The sequence below is a fragment of the Mesorhizobium tianshanense genome (assembly GCF_007830515.1).
Lineage (GTDB): Bacteria > Pseudomonadota > Alphaproteobacteria > Rhizobiales > Rhizobiaceae > Mesorhizobium > Mesorhizobium tianshanense.
This window is the reverse complement of record NZ_VLKT01000061.1, coordinates 1-16,395: the sequence shown is the minus strand read 5'-3', so window position 1 is coordinate 16,395 and position 16,395 is coordinate 1. Positions and strand designations below refer to the sequence as shown.

The 16,395-nt window shown below is 63.6% G+C and carries 16 protein-coding genes; 12 read left to right on the top strand and 4 right to left on the bottom strand.

The window, feature by feature from the left end:
* Complete coding sequence (locus tag IQ26_RS32425) at positions 1-2,043, top strand: transcriptional regulator (protein ID WP_240547340.1); 2,043 nt, start codon at positions 1-3, stop codon at positions 2,041-2,043.
* Between the two features lie 136 nt (positions 2,044-2,179).
* On the opposite strand, the gene IQ26_RS32420 is transcribed toward IQ26_RS32425, so the two are convergent.
* Positions 2,180-2,419 (bottom strand): hypothetical protein, encoded by a 240-nt coding sequence (locus IQ26_RS32420; protein ID WP_145722450.1) that lies wholly within the window; start codon positions 2,417-2,419, stop codon positions 2,180-2,182.
* Between the two features lie 134 nt (positions 2,420-2,553).
* Positions 2,554-3,837, bottom strand: coding sequence for an ATP-grasp domain-containing protein (locus IQ26_RS32415; protein ID WP_145722449.1), 1,284 nt, complete (start codon positions 3,835-3,837; stop codon positions 2,554-2,556).
* A 94-nt stretch (positions 3,838-3,931) separates the two neighbouring features.
* Here IQ26_RS32415 and IQ26_RS32410 point away from each other — a divergent pair, with 94 nt between their 5' ends.
* From IQ26_RS32410 to IQ26_RS32360, 11 genes are all read left to right on the top strand, one after another.
* A complete protein-coding gene (locus IQ26_RS32410; RefSeq protein ID WP_145722448.1) occupies positions 3,932-4,345 on the top strand; it encodes a hypothetical protein in 414 nt (137 codons plus the stop codon).
* A gap of 205 nt (positions 4,346-4,550) precedes the next feature.
* The gene (gene copM / locus IQ26_RS32405) at positions 4,551-5,096 is read left to right on the top strand and encodes a CopM family metallochaperone (protein ID WP_240547339.1); all 546 of its coding nucleotides are present in this window, start codon (positions 4,551-4,553) and stop codon (positions 5,094-5,096) included.
* A gap of 31 nt (positions 5,097-5,127) precedes the next feature.
* Positions 5,128-5,490 carry a DUF5676 family membrane protein gene (locus tag IQ26_RS32400; RefSeq protein WP_240547338.1) on the top strand — a complete coding sequence of 121 codons (363 nt, stop codon included), beginning with the start codon at positions 5,128-5,130 and terminating at the stop codon, positions 5,488-5,490.
* Complete coding sequence (locus tag IQ26_RS32395) at positions 5,487-5,828, top strand: DUF2933 domain-containing protein (protein WP_145722447.1); 342 nt, start codon at positions 5,487-5,489, stop codon at positions 5,826-5,828. Before IQ26_RS32400 ends, IQ26_RS32395 begins: the two co-directional genes overlap by 4 nt.
* Before the next feature lie 2 nt (positions 5,829-5,830).
* Entirely contained in the window at positions 5,831-6,499 is a 669-nt protein-coding gene (locus IQ26_RS32390; RefSeq protein WP_145722446.1) for a methyltransferase family protein, read from the top strand.
* A 78-nt stretch (positions 6,500-6,577) separates the two neighbouring features.
* The gene (locus tag IQ26_RS32385; RefSeq protein WP_145722445.1) at positions 6,578-8,002 is read left to right on the top strand and encodes a multicopper oxidase family protein; all 1,425 of its coding nucleotides are present in this window, start codon (positions 6,578-6,580) and stop codon (positions 8,000-8,002) included.
* A 51-nt stretch (positions 8,003-8,053) separates the two neighbouring features.
* Positions 8,054-10,456 (top strand): heavy metal translocating P-type ATPase, encoded by a 2,403-nt coding sequence (locus tag IQ26_RS32380; protein WP_145722444.1) that lies wholly within the window; start codon positions 8,054-8,056, stop codon positions 10,454-10,456.
* Positions 10,428-11,768 (top strand): MFS transporter, encoded by a 1,341-nt coding sequence (locus tag IQ26_RS32375; protein ID WP_240547337.1) that lies wholly within the window; start codon positions 10,428-10,430, stop codon positions 11,766-11,768. The genes IQ26_RS32380 and IQ26_RS32375 overlap by 29 nt, the downstream gene beginning before the upstream one ends.
* Before the next feature lie 37 nt (positions 11,769-11,805).
* Positions 11,806-13,191, top strand: coding sequence for an MBL fold metallo-hydrolase RNA specificity domain-containing protein (locus IQ26_RS32370; RefSeq protein ID WP_145722443.1), 1,386 nt, complete (start codon positions 11,806-11,808; stop codon positions 13,189-13,191).
* On the top strand, positions 13,188-14,699 hold the full coding sequence (locus IQ26_RS32365; RefSeq protein ID WP_145722442.1) for a thymidine phosphorylase family protein: 1,512 nt from the start codon (positions 13,188-13,190) through the stop codon (positions 14,697-14,699). The genes IQ26_RS32370 and IQ26_RS32365 overlap by 4 nt, the downstream gene beginning before the upstream one ends.
* Entirely contained in the window at positions 14,696-15,607 is a 912-nt protein-coding gene (locus tag IQ26_RS32360) for a ribose-phosphate pyrophosphokinase (RefSeq protein ID WP_145722441.1), read from the top strand. Before IQ26_RS32365 ends, IQ26_RS32360 begins: the two co-directional genes overlap by 4 nt.
* Positions 15,608-15,651: 44 nt before the next feature.
* Here IQ26_RS32360 and IQ26_RS41680 read toward each other — a convergent pair whose 3' ends face one another.
* Both IQ26_RS41680 and IQ26_RS32350 read right to left on the bottom strand, forming a co-directional pair.
* Positions 15,652-15,756, bottom strand: a complete 105-nt coding sequence (locus IQ26_RS41680; protein ID WP_145722468.1) for an SPW repeat domain-containing protein — start codon at positions 15,754-15,756, stop codon at positions 15,652-15,654.
* A gap of 310 nt (positions 15,757-16,066) precedes the next feature.
* Positions 16,067-16,395: transposase (locus tag IQ26_RS32350; RefSeq protein ID WP_145722228.1), on the bottom strand; the 329-nt coding region annotated here is incomplete at its 5' end.

Genomic DNA, 16,395 nt, shown 5'->3' with positions numbered 1-16,395 from the left:
GTGGAAACGCACGTGGAATCCGCTCGATTGAGCCTGGACGGCGGGACGGCCGGGCTTTGCGTGCGGCTGCTTGGGCCGCTGACGGTCATCCGTTACGGCGCCACGGTGCAGCTGCCGGCATCACGCAAGCTGCGCGCGCTCTTCGCCTATCTGGCGCTCGCGCCGCATGCCGTCGGCCGCAGCCGTCTGTGCGAGCTGCTGTGGGATGTGCCGAACGATCCGCGGGGCGAGCTTCGCTGGTGCCTGAGCAAGCTCAGGGGCATTCTCGACGGCCCGGATCGCCGCAGGATCGAAACGCCTGGCGACACGATCGCGCTCGATCTGAACGACGGTTTCGTCGACGCGATCGACATCGCCTCGGCCGCCGCTACAGGAATCGAGACACTCGATCTGGAGCGGCTGCAAGCGCTTTCCAAACTGTTCGTCGGCGATTTCCTCGACGGGCTGGAGATCGATCGCAGCCCGCACTTCAACAGCTGGGTGACCGCGCAGCGCCGCCGCTTCAGGTCGTGCCATGCCGCCATTCTGGAACGTCTCGTCAACAATCTCCCGGCAGATGCTGACGAAACGTCTCCGCATCTGGAAAAGTGGGTGGAACTCGCTCCGTTCGACGGGCGCGCGCATGCGGCTCTTCTGACCAGGCTTGCGCAGCGCGGCCAGTTCGACGCATGCGAGGAACATCTTGCTTCTGCGGCGGAGCTGTTTGCTTCGGAGGACCTGGATTTCGGACCCGTTCGTGAGGCATGGCGGACGATCCGCGGCGAACGGCCGGGCGCGACGCTCTGGGCGCGACCGGCACTCGTGCCCGCGGCACCGCAAGCGGCAATTGTGCTTGCCGATTCCAGTATTGCTGCATCGTGCAAGGCTTCGCTTGCCGTGATGCCGTTTGTCGAGGAAGCCGGCATTGGCGCTGTTCGCGGCGGGCTGGCTGACGGCTTGACCCACGACATCATCACCCGTCTGGCCAAGCTGAGGGACTTCTTCGTCATCGCCCGCGGCTCCGTCTTTGCGCTAGCGGAAAAAAACATCGCGCCGGAGGATGCCGGCCGGCGGCTGAACGTCGATTATGTCGCCACCGGGACCGTGCGCAGCCAGACAGGCCGCGTCGTCGTCAGCGTGGAGCTTGTCGAGGTGCACACGGCCAGGATCGTGTGGGCCGAGACGTTCGAACTCAGGCCCGACGACATTTTTGCCGTCCTCGACGATATCGGCAACAGCATCGTCTCGTCGATCTCGGCCGAGATCGAGATGGTTGAGCGCAACCGCGCCATGCTGAAAGCGCCCAACTCGCTGAATGCCTGGGAGGCCTACCATCGTGGCCTCTGGCACATGTATCGCTTCACCCGCACGGAAAACGAGCTGGCCCGGCATTTTTTTGGCATGGCGCTGAAGCTGGATCCGACCTTCGCCCGTGCCTATGCTGGACTGTCATTCACCCATTGGCAAAACGCCTTTCAGCGCTGGGGAGACCGTGACCAGGAAAGCGCGCTTGCCTTCGAGACCGCCGGCCAGAGTCTTTTGGTCGATGATCACAATCCGGCCGCGCACTGGGCCATGGGCCGGGCGCTATGGCTGCGCGGCGAGCAGGACGGGTCCCTCATCGAGCTGGAGCGGGCCGTGGACCTCAGCCCGAACTTCGCGCTCGGCCACTACGCGCTGTCGTTTGTACACTCGCAGTCGGGTGACCCGAAAGCCGCGATCGGTTGCTCCGACCATTCGCGGCATCTCAGCCCCTTCGATCCGCTGCTATTCGGCATGCTGGGCGCCCGCGCCATGGCGCATGTCCGCCTCGGCCAGTTCGACGAGGCCGCCGAATGGGCGCTGAAGGCGGCCGCCCGTCCCAACGCCCATGCCATCATCCTGGCGATCGCCGCGCACTGCCTTGCGCTTGCGGGACGTGTTGACGAGGCGCGAACTTTCTCCGCCGCCATCCGCAAGGCACTTCCGAACTACTCAGCCGAAGATTTCATCGGCACCTTCCGGTTCGAGCCGGACGCCGCAGCCCTGTTCCGGCAAGGCGCCAAGCGCATCGGGCTGGGCTGATCCAACCCAACTCGGGCCTGACGCGGCTTCAACCGGTCAGTTCAGTAATGGCCGACTAAAGCGCGATCCTCGCCGATCGACAACCGAACAAAAAGCCCGCAAATCGGCCAGGAAAGCCGCGTTCGTCGCAACTATACTATATGCCGAGCATCGTCTTGGCTTCGTTGAGCGCAGCCTCCGACCCTGCATGATCGCCGGCTGCGTGCAATTTCTCGCCTTGGGCGCGCAGTTCTTTGACTTTGGTCAAATCGGCCTCGGAGAGGGTCGCGGTCGGCAACGCCGCGTCGATCGCGGCCATGATCGTCGGGCATGAATTTGCAAAGGCTGTCGCTGGAACGACCGCCAGGAAAACCGCAAGCGAAATTGATCGTAACATGGACGTTTCTCCCTTGCCGGCTCGCGGAACGCGCCGCGTCGACGACCGGCGTGGGCATGGTACTTGGTAAAGCCTGGGCGTGGCAATCACGATGGTGTCATTGAGCGTGCGTCAGCACCGATCCCCTCGCATGTTCAGACGACCAGGACAGGGGCAAAACCGCCGCCGGGTGTGCGAAAATTGGTGGTCTGGCCCTGGTAGAGGCGCGCGGCGGCGAGCAGCACCTGGCCGTCATAAGTATAAAGCCGCACGTCCATCTTGCGCGGCGCTGGTGCGCCATCGATTTCGATCATGCGCTGTCCGGGTGCGGCGAATGACTGGGCCACGTAGCCGCCACGGGCGATCTCGGCCCACACCCCTTTGGTCACCTTGTCGCCTCGGTAGACCGCCTTGCTGCCGTGGCCGGAGAGCGGCTTGAAGAACATGTCCTTGCGGGATTGCCAGGCGGCATCCGAATTGTCGGGCGTGACCAGCGTGGTCCGCGGAATGCCGGCGAGCTGCACGCGCTGCTCCGGAGAAAGGCCGAACGCTTCGAGCGCCGCCGGATCGGACAGCAATGTCAGATTGCGCTTGCTTGCAAAGAGCGCGTGGTTGTGCGGATTGGGCGTGACAACCACGGCGCCGTCCCGGTAAGCCGCTCTGAGTGCGGCATGCTCCCGGCGATCGAGCGTGAAATCGACCAAGCGGTTGTAGACGAGGTCAATCTCCTGTCCGTCGAGCCGAAGTCTGCCGCCATCATATTTCAACTCGCTCGCGTCGCCGATCACCGCTTCGGTGCCGTGTTTCAGCAACAGCTGCCTGGCAAGCACGAATTCAGGATAGAGATACTGCTCCTCAGGCCGATCGTCGACGATCGCGATTCTTCGCGGCGAACCGGCTCCGCGCTGGCGGCGCCATTCATTCTCGAACATCGAGACGACGCCGGCTTCGAAGCGATCGTCCCTTGTGCCGATCAACGCCCGGTCGACTTCGGAGCAACAGGCCTTCTGTGCCCTGGCCAGCAGGGCGTTGAGGAAAGCTCCACCGGCATTGGTGTTCACCTCGATCAGCTTGGGACCGTCATCGTCGAGATGGAAATCGTAGCCCATCAGAGCGCCGAGCGGTCCAAAATCCCGATGCGCGATTTCAGCAGCCCAGGAGAGGACAGCATCGCGGTAGGGTGGCAACTTTGCGGTCGCCTCGATGGCGGCGACGATTTTCCGCATCTCGTCGATGGCGGACGCGGCGAGGAAGACCGGGACATTGGAAAACAGATGCGGCCGCGACGCGATGAAGGTTTCGCAGAAGCCGGGGTCGCCGGCTTCGCGGTTCAGTGCATCTCGAAGCGCGATCCGGTCGAGCGTGATGCAGAAGCATTTGCGGTTGAGCCGCGCCGACAGGGACGTGGTGGCTTCCGCCACGCTGGGGACTGTAAGCATGCCACCTCCTTGCCGACCGCTGTTCTGAGACTTTGCGATTAAGAAGTTTCACTCGCTTACAGGCATTGATTTGCGTCAAAGTAGCGACGCGAAGTTGAGCTACACTGATACCATGAAAACCGTATTGGCTCAGCTTCGGTTACTGCTGGCCGCGATCCTCCTGATCGCGGGCGGTGCTGCCATTGCTGGTTTTGCCGAGCGGACTTCTGCATTGGGCGCCGGTGCCGGCGTCACTGCCGATATTGCGACGCTCTCGACGAGCGCCTCGCACAAGGTGATAGGTCACGTCGCGTCCACGGACCAGGGCAACCATCACGCCTCATGTGAAGGCTGCCTGGATTGCGTGCACTCGACCGGCTCCGGCTGTTGTGCAGCAAGCATTTCCGCCGGCGAATGCGGCGTTCTTCATGACGCCCTGGATGCCGTCCGCTTTATGGCGGGCAAGGCGTTCCTGGCAACGGGCATCGACCCCGAGGCCCTCCTGCAACCTCCCCAGATCTTCGCCTGATCTCGCGCCGTCGCGGTGCGTGGGACTGTTGAACCCTGCAGTGCCGTCAAGGCCCCATAGCGCGCGATCGATCCGCGAAACCAAACCGGCACCGGCGATTCGGGCTGCCTTTGCGCGCCCAATTCCAGAGTTCGCTTGTCGGCTTCACAAGCAACGTCGGCTTCACACCAACGACAAGGAAACAGTCATGAAAACCCACCTTCGAATGATCACGCTTGCGGCATTCACAACTCTTTCGGGTACGGCTTTTGCCCAGACGGATCCACACCATCCCGAGGCTGGCGCACCGCAAGCCACGACAGCGGCCCAGGCCGCGGAGGCGACGCCGGGCGGTTTGCCCGAGCAGTGCACGACGATGATGTCCACGATGCAGAAGATGATGCCCATGATGCAACAGATGATGCCGATGATGCAGCAGATGATGCAAGGCGGCCAGGGCGGCATGATGCAGGGCGGCATGATGAACAACATGCCGATGGACACCGCCAATATGCCGGAGGCCTCCAGGGCATACATGGATGCCATGAAGCGAATGGACGGGCCGATGATGAAGGCCATCCAGGCCGAAGATCCCGATGTCGCCTTCGTCCAGGCAATGATTCCGCACCACCAGGGCGCGATCGATATGGCCCGTGCGGTCCTGCAATTCGGCAAGGATGATCAGGTCAAGGTCTGGGCCAATCAGATCATCACGGCTCAGCAGGCCGAGATCGCCGCAATGCAGGAATGGCTCAAACAACATGTGAAGTGACGGGCAACATGTGAAGTGACGGGAGGAACCCATGAACAAACTCAGCATTCTGTCCGCCGGCGTTGCGCTGGGCGTGACGCTGGCCCTGATGAGCATGCTCTGTGCTCTGGCCTTCGCCATCTGGCCGGACACGACGCTCGATTTCTTCGGCGCCTTCATGCATGGGCTCGACTTCAGCCCGATCAGACTGGCGGCGCAGATGAGCCCTGGCCGCGTTCTCTACGGCGTCGTCGGCCTTGGCGTCGTCGGGCTCGTGGCGGGTGTCGTGTACGCCTCGATCTACAACGTCGTCGCCACCGGGCGACGTTACGGCGGGCCTCATGAAAGCCGCGGCACTCGTCCGCCGCGGCCGGCAATGACAACGGCTAACAATCAAAGGGAATGCAACCGATGAACACCGACGCACACCGCATGTCCGATCCCCCGACCGGCTCCAACCCAGAAAAGAACGCCGAGGCAGGAACGGGCGGATTCTGGACTTCGAAGACCGGCCCGGTCACGATCGCCTTCCTGCTGATCGCCGCTTTCTTCCTTCTCTCCGAGCACCGGGCACATACCCTCGGTGCCCTTCCCTTTCTGCTGCTGCTCGCCTGCCCTCTGCTTCACATGGTCATGCATGGCGGCCATGGCAGTCATGCCGGGCCCAAGAAACAAGTCGGGCACAAGGAACATGGGCTCAGGGAAACCGAGCCGGACGCGCAAGACAGTCCCACACACCATAAAGGAGCATGACCATGGTCGAGCAATCTTCCGCCTACGGACTCTGGGGCCTGGCTATAATCAACTCGGCGATTTTCATCCTGTTCGCCTTGAGCTTCTTCAAGCCGCGGACCGGCCGTGACTGGCGCTCCTTCGGTGCATTCAGCGCCTTCCTGGTGGCGCTGTTTGCCGAGATGTACGGGTTCCCCCTGACGATCTATCTGTTCTCGGGGTGGCTGCAGAGCCGATACCCCGGCGTTGACTGGCTCTCGCATGATGCCGGTCATCTCCTGGAGATGATGTTCGGCTGGCGGCTCAATCCGCATTTCGGACCCTTCCACGTTCTCAGTTTCTTCCTGATCGGCGGCGGCTTCGTGCTGATCGCGACCGCGTGGCGGGTGCTTTACGAAGCGCAGCGCCACAATCGCCTCGCAACCGGCGGCCCATATGCCTCCGTCAGGCATCCCCAATATGTCGGCTTCATTCTCGTCATGGCGGGCTTCCTCGTGCAGTGGCCGACGCTGCTGACGCTGGCGATATTCCCCGTTCTGGTCGGCATGTATGTGCGGCTTTCTTTCATCGAGGAGCGTGAAGCGAGAAAGGAGTTCGGCGAAGCCTACGACCGCTATGCCGCCCGCGTGCCCGCCTTTTTTCCGCATGTGGCCAGGCTGTTCGGTTCCGCCGGCAAGCGTGGTGCGCCCTGAGAGCGGGTGGCGTTTGAGCCTGATCCTTGTGCGCTGAGCGAAACACGAAATCCGAAATCGAAACCGAAGGAAACCATCATGAAACGCAGAGATATCCTGAAGGGCGCATTGGCAGGCGCCGCGGCTTTTGCGCTCCCGTCGAGCTTGCTCGCGGCAGCCTTCACCAGCCAGTCGGGCGGCCAGACGCTTGGCATCTCGCGCCGCACCCTCGAGGTGAACGGCAAGGCCGCAAGCGTCTTCGGTCTGCGAGGGGCCGACGGTGCGCCCGGCCTGCGCTTGCGGGCGGGCGATGCCTTCAATGTCCTGCTGCAAAACGAGACTGCCGAGCCGACGATCATACATTGGCACGGACTGACGCCGCCCTGGTCGAGCGACGGAGTCCCCGACGCGCCACTTCCGCTCATCGGCGCCCGGGCCGATCGCAGTTTCAATTTTCCGGTCGGCGAGCCCGGCACCCATTGGATGCATGCCCATACCCTGCAGGAGCAATTGCTGCTCGCCGCTCCGCTTATCGTCGCCGATCCCACCGATGATGCTGAAGATGAGCAGGAGGTCGTCATCCTGCTGCACGATTTCTCGTTCTCATCGCCGGAGGAACTGCTGGCCGGTCTGACGGGAGGCGCTGCACCGATGCAGCATGGCGGCATGGACATGTCCGGTGACGCCGGCAACGCCATGGCAGGGATGAGCCATGGCGGCATGCCGATGGATATCAACGACATCGAGTATGACGCCTATCTGGCCAATGATCGATCCCTGGACGACCCTGAGGTCGTGCCGGTCGAACGGGGCGGACGCGTGCGCGTGCGGATCATCAATGGCGCCACGGGGACCGCGTTCACGATCGACTTCGGCGCGCTTGAAGGCGAGCTGATCGCCGTCGACGGTCAGCCTGTCGAGCCGGTCAGCGGCCGGCGCTTTCCGATGACGATGGGACAGCGCATCGACGTGCGCGTGCAGTTGCCGCGCGATCTCGCCTCCGCCTTCCCGATCCTGGCGCTGCGCGAGGGGAGCAAGGAACGGACCGGAATTATCCTGCGCTCGGCAGGAGCGGCGGTGACCAGGCTTGGGACGGCGGGAGATGTCGATGCCCCGGTTCTCGACCTGACGCTCGAGGCGCAACTTCGGGCAAGAGTGCCGTTTGCATCACGCCTTGCCGACAAGACGTTCGATATGGCGCTGACCGGCGACATGGCCGCCTATCGCTGGGGTCTCGAAACCAGCGCTCCCTTGCTCGTAGACAAGGGCGATCGCGTCGAGGTCACGCTGCGCAACGATACCATGATGGCCCACCCGATGCATCTTCACGGCCATCGTTTCCAAGTGGTCGCGATTGACGGGCAGCGCTTCCAGGGCGCCGTTCGCGACACCGTGCTGGTGCCGCCGATGCGCTCGATCACCATTGCGGTGGATGCCGGCAATCCCGGCAAATGGGTCTTCCATTGTCACCACCTCTATCACATGGCGAGCGGCATGATGTCGACCTTCGCCTACCGAAGCTGAGACACCGCTGGCGTGGGGTCGCCGCCCCGAAACGTGGTATGGAGAACGACGATGAAGAAGGCCAATCTGGAAGTGCGCGACCTTGTCGGCATGATGGATTTCGCGGCGGTCGAAAAACGTCTCGCGGCTTTACCTGGCGTCGCCGGTGTCGCGATGAATGCGGGGTCGACCACCGCGACCATCGAATTCGACGAACAGCGGACGAGCCCGCAGGCCCTTGCCCGGGAGATCGAGGCCTGCGGCTTCCATTGCCGCGGCGAGGTCGTGCCGCGGCATCTGTGCATTCCCGACGGCACGACGGTTGCGCCGGGCCATCCGCACGCGACCGCCGGGCATGGTCACGCCGCGATGATCGAGCCGGCTCCAGCGGGCCAGGGCAAGGTTCCAGCCAAGCCGCCTCACGACGCCATGGCCCATGAGATGGGGCACGGCGCCGGCATGGACATGCAAGGCATGGTCAAGGACATGCGCAACCGGTTCCTTGTCAGCCTGGTCTTCACTCTGCCGATTTTCGCCATGGAGCCGATGGGTCTGGGCGAGCCCTGGTTGCGCCCGCCTTTCGGACTGAGCGAAGACGTCGCGATGTTTTTCCTCGCCAGCGCCGCGATCCTCTATCCGGTCTGGCCGTTCCTGGTCGCCGCCTGGCGGGCCGTGCGCAACGGCGTCCTCAACATGGCCGTGCTGGTGGTGCTGAGCGTCGGCACCGGCTACCTGTTCAGCGTCGGCGCGACCTTCTTCTTCGAGGGGCAGCAATTCTACGAGGCCGCGAGCGTGCTGCTCGTGTTCATCCTGCTCGGCCACTGGCTCGAGATGCGGGCTCGCGCCGGGGCCTCGGCCGCGATCAGGGCGCTGCTCGACCTCGCCCCGCCCAAGGCCACCGTCTTGCGCGATGGCAAGGAGGTCGAGGTTGCGACCGCGGACGTCGTGCTCGGCGACGTCGTGGTCCTGCGCCCCGGCAACAAGCTTCCCGTCGACGGCGAGGTGACCGATGGCACGTCGACCATCGATGAATCGATGCTGACCGGCGAGTCGATGCCGGTGACCAAGAAGGTCGGCGACAAGGTCATCGGGGCGACGATCAACAAGAGCGGCACGCTGCGCTACCGCTCCACCAAGGTGGGCGCCGACACGGCCCTGGCCCAGATCGTCAAGCTGGTCCAGGAAGCCCAGAATTCGAAGGCGCCGGCACAGCTGCTCGCCGATCGTGCCTCGCAATGGCTGGTGCTCGCCGCGATCGTCATCGGGCTTGCGACCTTCGCCGTCTGGTTCTGGTGGCTCGGCCAGCCGCTGCTGTTCGCGATGACCCTGACCATCACGGTCTTCGTCATCGCCTGTCCCGATGCGCTCGGCCTTGCCACGCCGATGGCCGTCATGGTCGGCACCGGCCTTGGCGCCGCAAACGGGATCCTGTTCAAGAACGCCGCCGCTCTCGAGGAGGCGACCAGGCTCGACGTGATCGTCTTCGACAAGACCGGCACGCTGACGATGGGGCAGCCCAAGGTCGTCGAGATCGTTCCGGCTGCCGGCGTTTCAGCCGACGAGGTTCTGCAGGTCGCGGCCGCCGTGGACCAGGGGTCGGATCACCCGCTGGCCGTCGCCATCGTCGAGCGGGCCAAGGGCCTGAAGCTTCCCGAGGTCTCGGGCTTCCTCAACATCGAAGGCAAGGGCGCCAGCGCCGTCGTCGTCGGCAGTCCGGTTTTCCTCGGCAACCGGCGCCTTATGGACGAACAGAAGATCGATCTTCTGGCGCTCGGCGAGAAGGCCGAGACGCTCAAGGGCGAAGGCCGCACCGTCATCCATCTGGCGCGGTCCGGCAAGCTGCTCGGGCTGATCGCGATCGCCGACACGCCGCGCCCGACGGCCATCGCAACGATTGCCAGACTGCACGAGCAAGGCGTGCGCGTAGCCATGCTGACGGGCGACAATGCCGGCACCGCCAAGCGCATCGCGGACATGCTCGGCATCGACATCGTCCTGGCCGACGTGCTGCCGGGGCAGAAGGTCGAAAAGATCAAGGAACTGCAGGGACAGGGACTCAAGGTCGGCATGGTCGGCGACGGCGTCAACGACGCGCCGGCCCTGACGCAAGCCGATGTCGGGTTCGCCATCGGCGCGGGCACCGACGTCGCCATTGAAAGCGCCGACATCGTGCTGATGAAGAGCGATCCCTACGATGTGGTAGGTGCAATGACGCTCTCGCGCGCCACGCTGCGCAAGATGCACCAGAATCTCTGGTGGGCGGTCGGGTATAATGTCATCGCCTTCCCGATCGCGGCAGGCATGTTCTACCCGTTCCTGCTCAGCCCCGAGATTGCGGCGCTGGCAATGTCGGGCAGTTCGGCCCTCGTGGCCGTCAATGCGCTTTTGCTCAAGCGAACCAGGCTCGAGGGCATCCGTCCTGCCGCATCGACCGCAGGCGCCGTTCATGAGCACCCGACTGGCGCGCCGGCATGAGCGTATCGATGCAAAGCGCGCTGCCGACGTCGCGATGGAGCCTTGGCGTACTTCTGGCCTCGGCCTTCGTCGTTGCGCTCGGCTACGGAATCGTTTTGCCGGTCCTGCGGTGATGGTCGAGCGGCTTGCCGGTTCCGCAGACCCGGCATTCGCAGACCCGACATTCAACGCGCGGCACATCGGCTTTTTGACCGCTGCCTATGTCGCCGCGCCGGTGGCCGTCGCCTTCCTCTGGGGAAGATGGTCGGATTTGATCGGGCGCAGGCCCGTTCTTGTCGTCGGTCTGCTCGGCTTTGCCGTCACCTTGGCGGCTTCGGCGCTGGCGCCAAGCCTTCTCGTTCTTTATGTCGGGCGGGTCTTGAATGGCGGCTTCGCGGCTGCTGTAGTGCCCACGGCCCTCGCGTTCATTGCCGACACGGAAGGCGGGGCCGACACCGAAAACGGGGCCCACATTGAAGCCGGGGATGATCGCCGCGCAAGAGCGTTCGGCTGGGTCAGCATGGCATCGATCGCGGGTTTCCTGGTCGGGCCGATGCTCGGCGGGCTCGCTGCGGAATTGGAGTTGGACTTGGGTGCGGCCCCATCGCAGGCGGTCCCCTTCCTTCTTGCGTCCGGCCTCGCTGTCGTGGCGGCCCTTGGCGTATGGTTTGCGCTGCCTGGAAACCTGTTGCCAAGGGTCCCTGCCGCGGCGCGCAATCGCGGCTCGTCAATGTTCGCGCCTGGAGAACTGCGGCTGCTCGCTCTTGCGGCTGTCGCCGCGGCGGGGCTTGGCGCATTCGAGGTCGGGCTCACCTTGCGAAACGTCGAACTCGCCATGGGCCCCGCCGCGCTCGGTCTCATGTTCGCGACATGCAGCGTGGTGATGTTTGGGGTCCAGGGCCTCGTCTTTTCGCCGCTCGTCAAACCGTCAGCGGCAAGGCTGCTTGTGGCCCCCGCCTTCCTGGTGATGGCGATCGGTCTGGCGGTCTTTCCGACAGTTGCCAGCTTCAGCGAAATGCTGTTCGCCGTTTCCGTCGTTGCGGCGTCAGCCGGGGTAATCAGCCCGCTGCTCGCCTACTGGGTGTCGCGGATCACCGCACGAGACCGGGGCATGGAACTCGGCATCCAGTCGGCGGCAGTCAGTCTCGGGCTGTCGGTGGGCTCTGCGGTCGCCGGCCTGCTGTTCGGTTTCCCCGGTCTGGGAGGCGCCGCCTTCCTCGCCGCTGCCGCCGCCATAGGGCTCGCCGCGATCGCGAGCCTGAAGCTGCCGCGACTAGTGGCGCCTGTGACGGCCGACCTTCATGCCGTTTCCACCAGGAGTGTTCCAGAATGAGCATTTTTGAACTTTTGCCAACTGCCCGGAGAGTTACGTGAAACGACATTCCTCACCCTCGCTTCAATTTCTCGGCGCCGCCGGAACCGTAACCGGATCACGCTACCTCCTCGAAACGGATGGACACCGCGTCCTCATCGATTGCGGTCTCTTTCAAGGCTACAAGCAACTGCGCGATCGCAATCGCGCGGCGTTTCCGGTGCCGCCTGAAACGATCGACACGGTGCTGCTGACCCATGCGCATCTCGATCACTCGGGCTACATTCCCGCCCTCGTGCGCAATGGCTTTCGCGGCAAGGTGATTTGTACTCCCGCCACCGCCGAGTTGTGTTCTCTGCTGCTCCCCGACAGCGGCTACCTTCAGGAAGAAGAGGCAAGGTATGCCAGACGGAAAGGCTACTCAAAGCACGCAAACCCTACGCCGCTCTACACGCTCGAGGACGCCAAGGCTTCACTCGAACACATCTCAACCCACGGCTTTGACGACGACTTCCAGGCCGGTCATAGTATCCGAGCCCGATTCCTTCACGCCGGGCATCTTCTTGGCGCGGCGCAGATAAGCGTCGATATTGCTGGAACGACCCTGCACTTCAGCGGCGATCTCGGGCGCCCACAAGACCCGCTGATGCGGCCATCCGTCCCGCTGCACGAAGCCGACGTACTCGTATGCGAGTCCACCTACGGCAACCGCAGACACCCACGTATTGATGCGGAGGCGGAGCTTGCGCCGGTGATCCGGCGTGTCGCCGGTCGAGGTGGCGTGATCGTGATACCGGCTTTCGCGGTGGGCCGCGCGCAAGGCATCCTGCTGCACATTGCCCGCCTTGTTCAGCGCGGCGATATCCCGGCCCTACCCGTTTTCCTCAACAGCCCGATGGCGATCGACGCCACGGATATCTACCACCGCTTTCATGACGAGCACCACGTCAGCCTCGAGGAATGCCGTGCGATGCATTCGATCGCGACGCTGGTGAGATCGGTTGACGAATCCAAGGCCTTGAACCTCAGGCGGGGACCGATGATCATCGTGTCGGCAAGCGGCATGCTCACGGGAGGACGAGTGCTGCACCATCTTCAGGCCTTCGGGTCAGACGCGCGCAACGCGATCTTGCTTTCGGGTTTCCAGGCCGGAGGCACACGAGGTGCGGCTCTGGCAGCCGGTGCCGACCATTTGCGGATGTTTGGGCACGACGTGCCGATCCGGGCGGAAGTCGTTCAGCTTGAGAGCTTTTCCGGTCACGCCGACGCAGACGAGATTCTCAACTGGATGCGTCAAGCCCGCCGCGCGCCCAGGATTACATACCTCACGCACGGCGAGCCGGACGCCGCAGATACGCTGCGTGGCCGCATCAATCGCGAACTCGGATGGCAGGCGCGCGTACCCGAGCACCTCGAGCGGATCGATCTGGAGCGGCCAGCATGAGTGACAGCCATAGCCAGTTACGCCTCGTCCGAGCGGGCATCGACACGTACCAGCAACCCGTGGTCTACATGCATCGCGATTGCCATGTCTGTCGGTCGGAAGGGTTCACCGCCCTGACCCGGGTTCTGGCGCGCAGCGGCGATCGCGAGGTCGTCGCCACGCTCAATGTGGTTGTCGACGATCACCTCGAACTTGACGTCGCCGCGCTGTCCGAGGCCGCCTGGACGATCCTCCAACCAGTCGCCGACGCAGTCGCCGTATTCAGCCATCCGGAGCCGCCCGCCTCGGCGCCGGCGTTGCGGGCGAAGGTCTTCGGCCGGCGACTGGGCGAGACCGACTTCCTCGCCCTTATGCGCGACACAGTCGAGAACCGGCTGTCGGACATCGAACTGGCGGCATTTATCACGGCAAGCGCCGGCGAGCGGCTCGACGTGGAGGAAACGATTGCGCTGACCAAAGCGATGCTTGCGGTCGGAAATCGTATCGATTGGGGCAGCGGCGCGGTGTTGGACAAGCATTGCGTTGGCGGCCTTCCCGGGAATCGCACCACGCCCATCGTTGTCGCCATCGTTGCTGCCGCCGGCCACCGCATCCCAAAGACGTCCTCACGGGCCATCACATCCCCCGCCGGCACGGCAGACGCCATGGAGGTCATGGCGCCGGTGGCGCTGGGCCTCGAAGCCATGCGAAGCGTGGTCGAGCGCGAGGGAGGCTGCATCGTCTGGGGCGGAAGTGTCAGGCTAAGCCCGGCCGACGACATTCTGATCCGCGTCGAGCGTCCGCTCGACTTCGACAGCGACGGACAGATAGTCGCAAGTGTGCTCTCGAAGAAGGCCGCGGCCGGCTCGACCCACGTGCTGATCGACATTCCGGTCGGACCGACCGCCAAGGTGCGCTCTGCTGCCGCCGCCGCGTTGCTCGAGGCAAGGCTCATTGCCACAGCGCAAGCTCTTGGACTTGGCCTCTCGGTGCTGCGCACCGATGGCCTCCAGCCGGTTGGGTATGGCATCGGTCCGGCCCTTGAGGCGCGAGACGTGCTGAGTGTCCTGCGCAACGATGCGGCGGCGCCCTTCGATCTGTGCAGCCGTGCGCTCGATATTGCCGGCGCCTTGCTTGATGTCGCACCTGGGGCGGTGGTGGGGAAAGGCCGGGCCGTAGCATCCAAGCTGCTCGACAGTGGCGCCGCCCTTGGCAAGTTTCTGGCGATCTGCGAGGCACAGGGCGGCTTTACCGAGCCGGGAGTGGCTCCGTATGTCAGGCCGGTTCTCGCCAACCGCACAGGCCAGGTCAAGGCGATCGACAACCGCCGGCTTGCAAAGATCGCCAAACTCGCCGGCGCGCCGCGCAGCGCTACAGCTGGAATTGATTCAAGGGTTCGGATTGGCAAGAACATCCAGGCCGGTGAGCCGCTGTTTCACGTCCATGCCCGGTCACCAGGAGAACTGGATTACGCACTGGACTATGCCTCGGCTCATCCGGACATAGTCGAGATCGGAACCGGACAGTGACCCGCTTGCTGCTTGCTTTTCCGTTGCAGCGAACCTTGGCTGACGCAATGGCCCCTTTGCTGGGCGCGCGAACCGGCCGGCTGGACTGGCGCCACTTTCCCGATGGCGAATCCCTGGTCACGGTCGAACGGGATCTGCACGGCGCCGACGTCGCCCTTGTAGCCAGTCTCCGCAACCCTGATGAACTCGCCCTGCCGCTGCGCTTCGCGGCGGCGACGGCGCGCGAATTCGGGGCGCGCTCCATTGGCCTTATCGCGCCATATCTGGCCTACATGCGGCAGGATAAGCGGTTCAATCCCGGCGAGGCTGTGAGCGCGCCATTGTTCGCACGGTTCCTGTCGGACAGTTTGGATTGGCTGGTGACGGCAGATCCTCATTTGCACAGGAACCCCAGGCTTTCCGAGCTGTTTTGCATCCCGGCCCATGCGGTCGCCACGGCTCCCGTTGTCTCTGGCTGGATCAGAGACAACGTCCCGAATGCCGTCCTGATAGGTCCCGACAGTGAAAGCGGCCAATGGGTATCCGACATTGCCGACCGTGCCGGCGTCGCCTATCAGATCCTGACGAAAACCCGGCGAGGTGACCGCGACGTCGAGGTGAGCCTTCCTTCGATCGAAGCGGCTCGTGGCCGAACCCCGGTCATCGTCGATGACATCGCTTCATCGGGGCGAACCATGATCGAAACCCTGGATCATATGAGGCAGCTTGGTCTGCCTCCCGCAGTCTGTATTGTCATTCATCCCGTATTCGCCCAGGACGCCTACGCGCAGCTGTTGGCGGCCGGCGCCGAAAGGATCGTGAGCACGGACTCGATTCCGCATCCGTCGAATGCGATTTCCATCGCCGGCTTGCTGGCCGAAGGTAGCGCCGAATTGTTCGGGAACTCTGCGCCCAGAGAAAAACTGTGAGCCCCGACTTTGGCTTATTCCACATGGCTGATCCGGAAGGACAATCAGCCTCGCAAGCCGGTGACAGCAAGGGTGAGAACGCCGATCACGATGGCGTTCCACGCTAGCGCCGGGTCGCTGCGAAACCCGAGGATCCGAGGGGAGGCAATAAGCCATACAGCCCATCATGGAGCGCGCCTGTCAGAACGAACACTGCCGCCAACACGGCGACGGCCCAGCGCCCTGCTCCAACTCTTGGCTTCCATTCCTCGAACGATCGCAGGATCATGACTTTCGGTTGTCAACATGCCCGTGAAGCCGCCCCCTCGTCGAACGCGCTGTCGGTCTCCAGCTTCAAATTGAACAATGACTTCTAATGAGAGAGGCTTCTTTGCTGCAGAACAACGTTGGCGCAGAATTCGCGTGGCAGGCGCTGCAACGTCACTGCCTGCCGCTCAAGGCCCTAGGTTGAGGACTCATTCAGATCCAGGCTGAAATGATTGCGGCGAGAGCGAGGGCTGAGAGGTAGTTCTGTGCATGGCGATCGTATCGTGTTGCGATGCGGCGCCAGTTCTTGAGCTTGCAGAACATGCGCTCGATGAGGTTTCGTCGGCGATATGCCTTGTGATCGAGCGGATAGGGCGTGCGCCGTGCGGCAGTTGATGGAATGACCGCCTTGATCTTGGCCCGCTTCAGCCAATTGCGCAGACTGTCGGCATCATAGGCTTTGTCGGCCAGTAGCCTTTTGGGCTTGGCCACCATGCCGATCAAGGGAATGGCCATGGTGATGTCGGCGATGTTGCCCGGCG

What these genes read in the sequence shown, in the direction of transcription:
- IQ26_RS32420 (WP_145722450.1), bottom strand. Translation starts at nt 2,419, where the DNA reads ATGTTACGATCAATTTCGCTTGCGGTTTTCCTGGCGGTCGTTCCAGCG.
- IQ26_RS32415 (WP_145722449.1), bottom strand. Translation starts at nt 3,837, where the DNA reads ATGCTTACAGTCCCCAGCGTGGCGGAAGCCACCACGTCCCTGTCGGCG.
- copM (WP_240547339.1), top strand. Translation starts at nt 4,551, where the DNA reads ATGATCACGCTTGCGGCATTCACAACTCTTTCGGGTACGGCTTTTGCC.
- IQ26_RS32400 (WP_240547338.1), top strand. Translation starts at nt 5,128, where the DNA reads ATGAACAAACTCAGCATTCTGTCCGCCGGCGTTGCGCTGGGCGTGACG.
- IQ26_RS32395 (WP_145722447.1), top strand. Translation starts at nt 5,487, where the DNA reads ATGAACACCGACGCACACCGCATGTCCGATCCCCCGACCGGCTCCAAC.
- IQ26_RS32390 (WP_145722446.1), top strand. Translation starts at nt 5,831, where the DNA reads ATGGTCGAGCAATCTTCCGCCTACGGACTCTGGGGCCTGGCTATAATC.
- IQ26_RS32385 (WP_145722445.1), top strand. Translation starts at nt 6,578, where the DNA reads ATGAAACGCAGAGATATCCTGAAGGGCGCATTGGCAGGCGCCGCGGCT.
- IQ26_RS32380 (WP_145722444.1), top strand. Translation starts at nt 8,054, where the DNA reads ATGAAGAAGGCCAATCTGGAAGTGCGCGACCTTGTCGGCATGATGGAT.
- IQ26_RS32375 (WP_240547337.1), top strand. Translation starts at nt 10,428, where the DNA reads ATGAGCACCCGACTGGCGCGCCGGCATGAGCGTATCGATGCAAAGCGC.
- IQ26_RS32365 (WP_145722442.1), top strand. Translation starts at nt 13,188, where the DNA reads ATGAGTGACAGCCATAGCCAGTTACGCCTCGTCCGAGCGGGCATCGAC.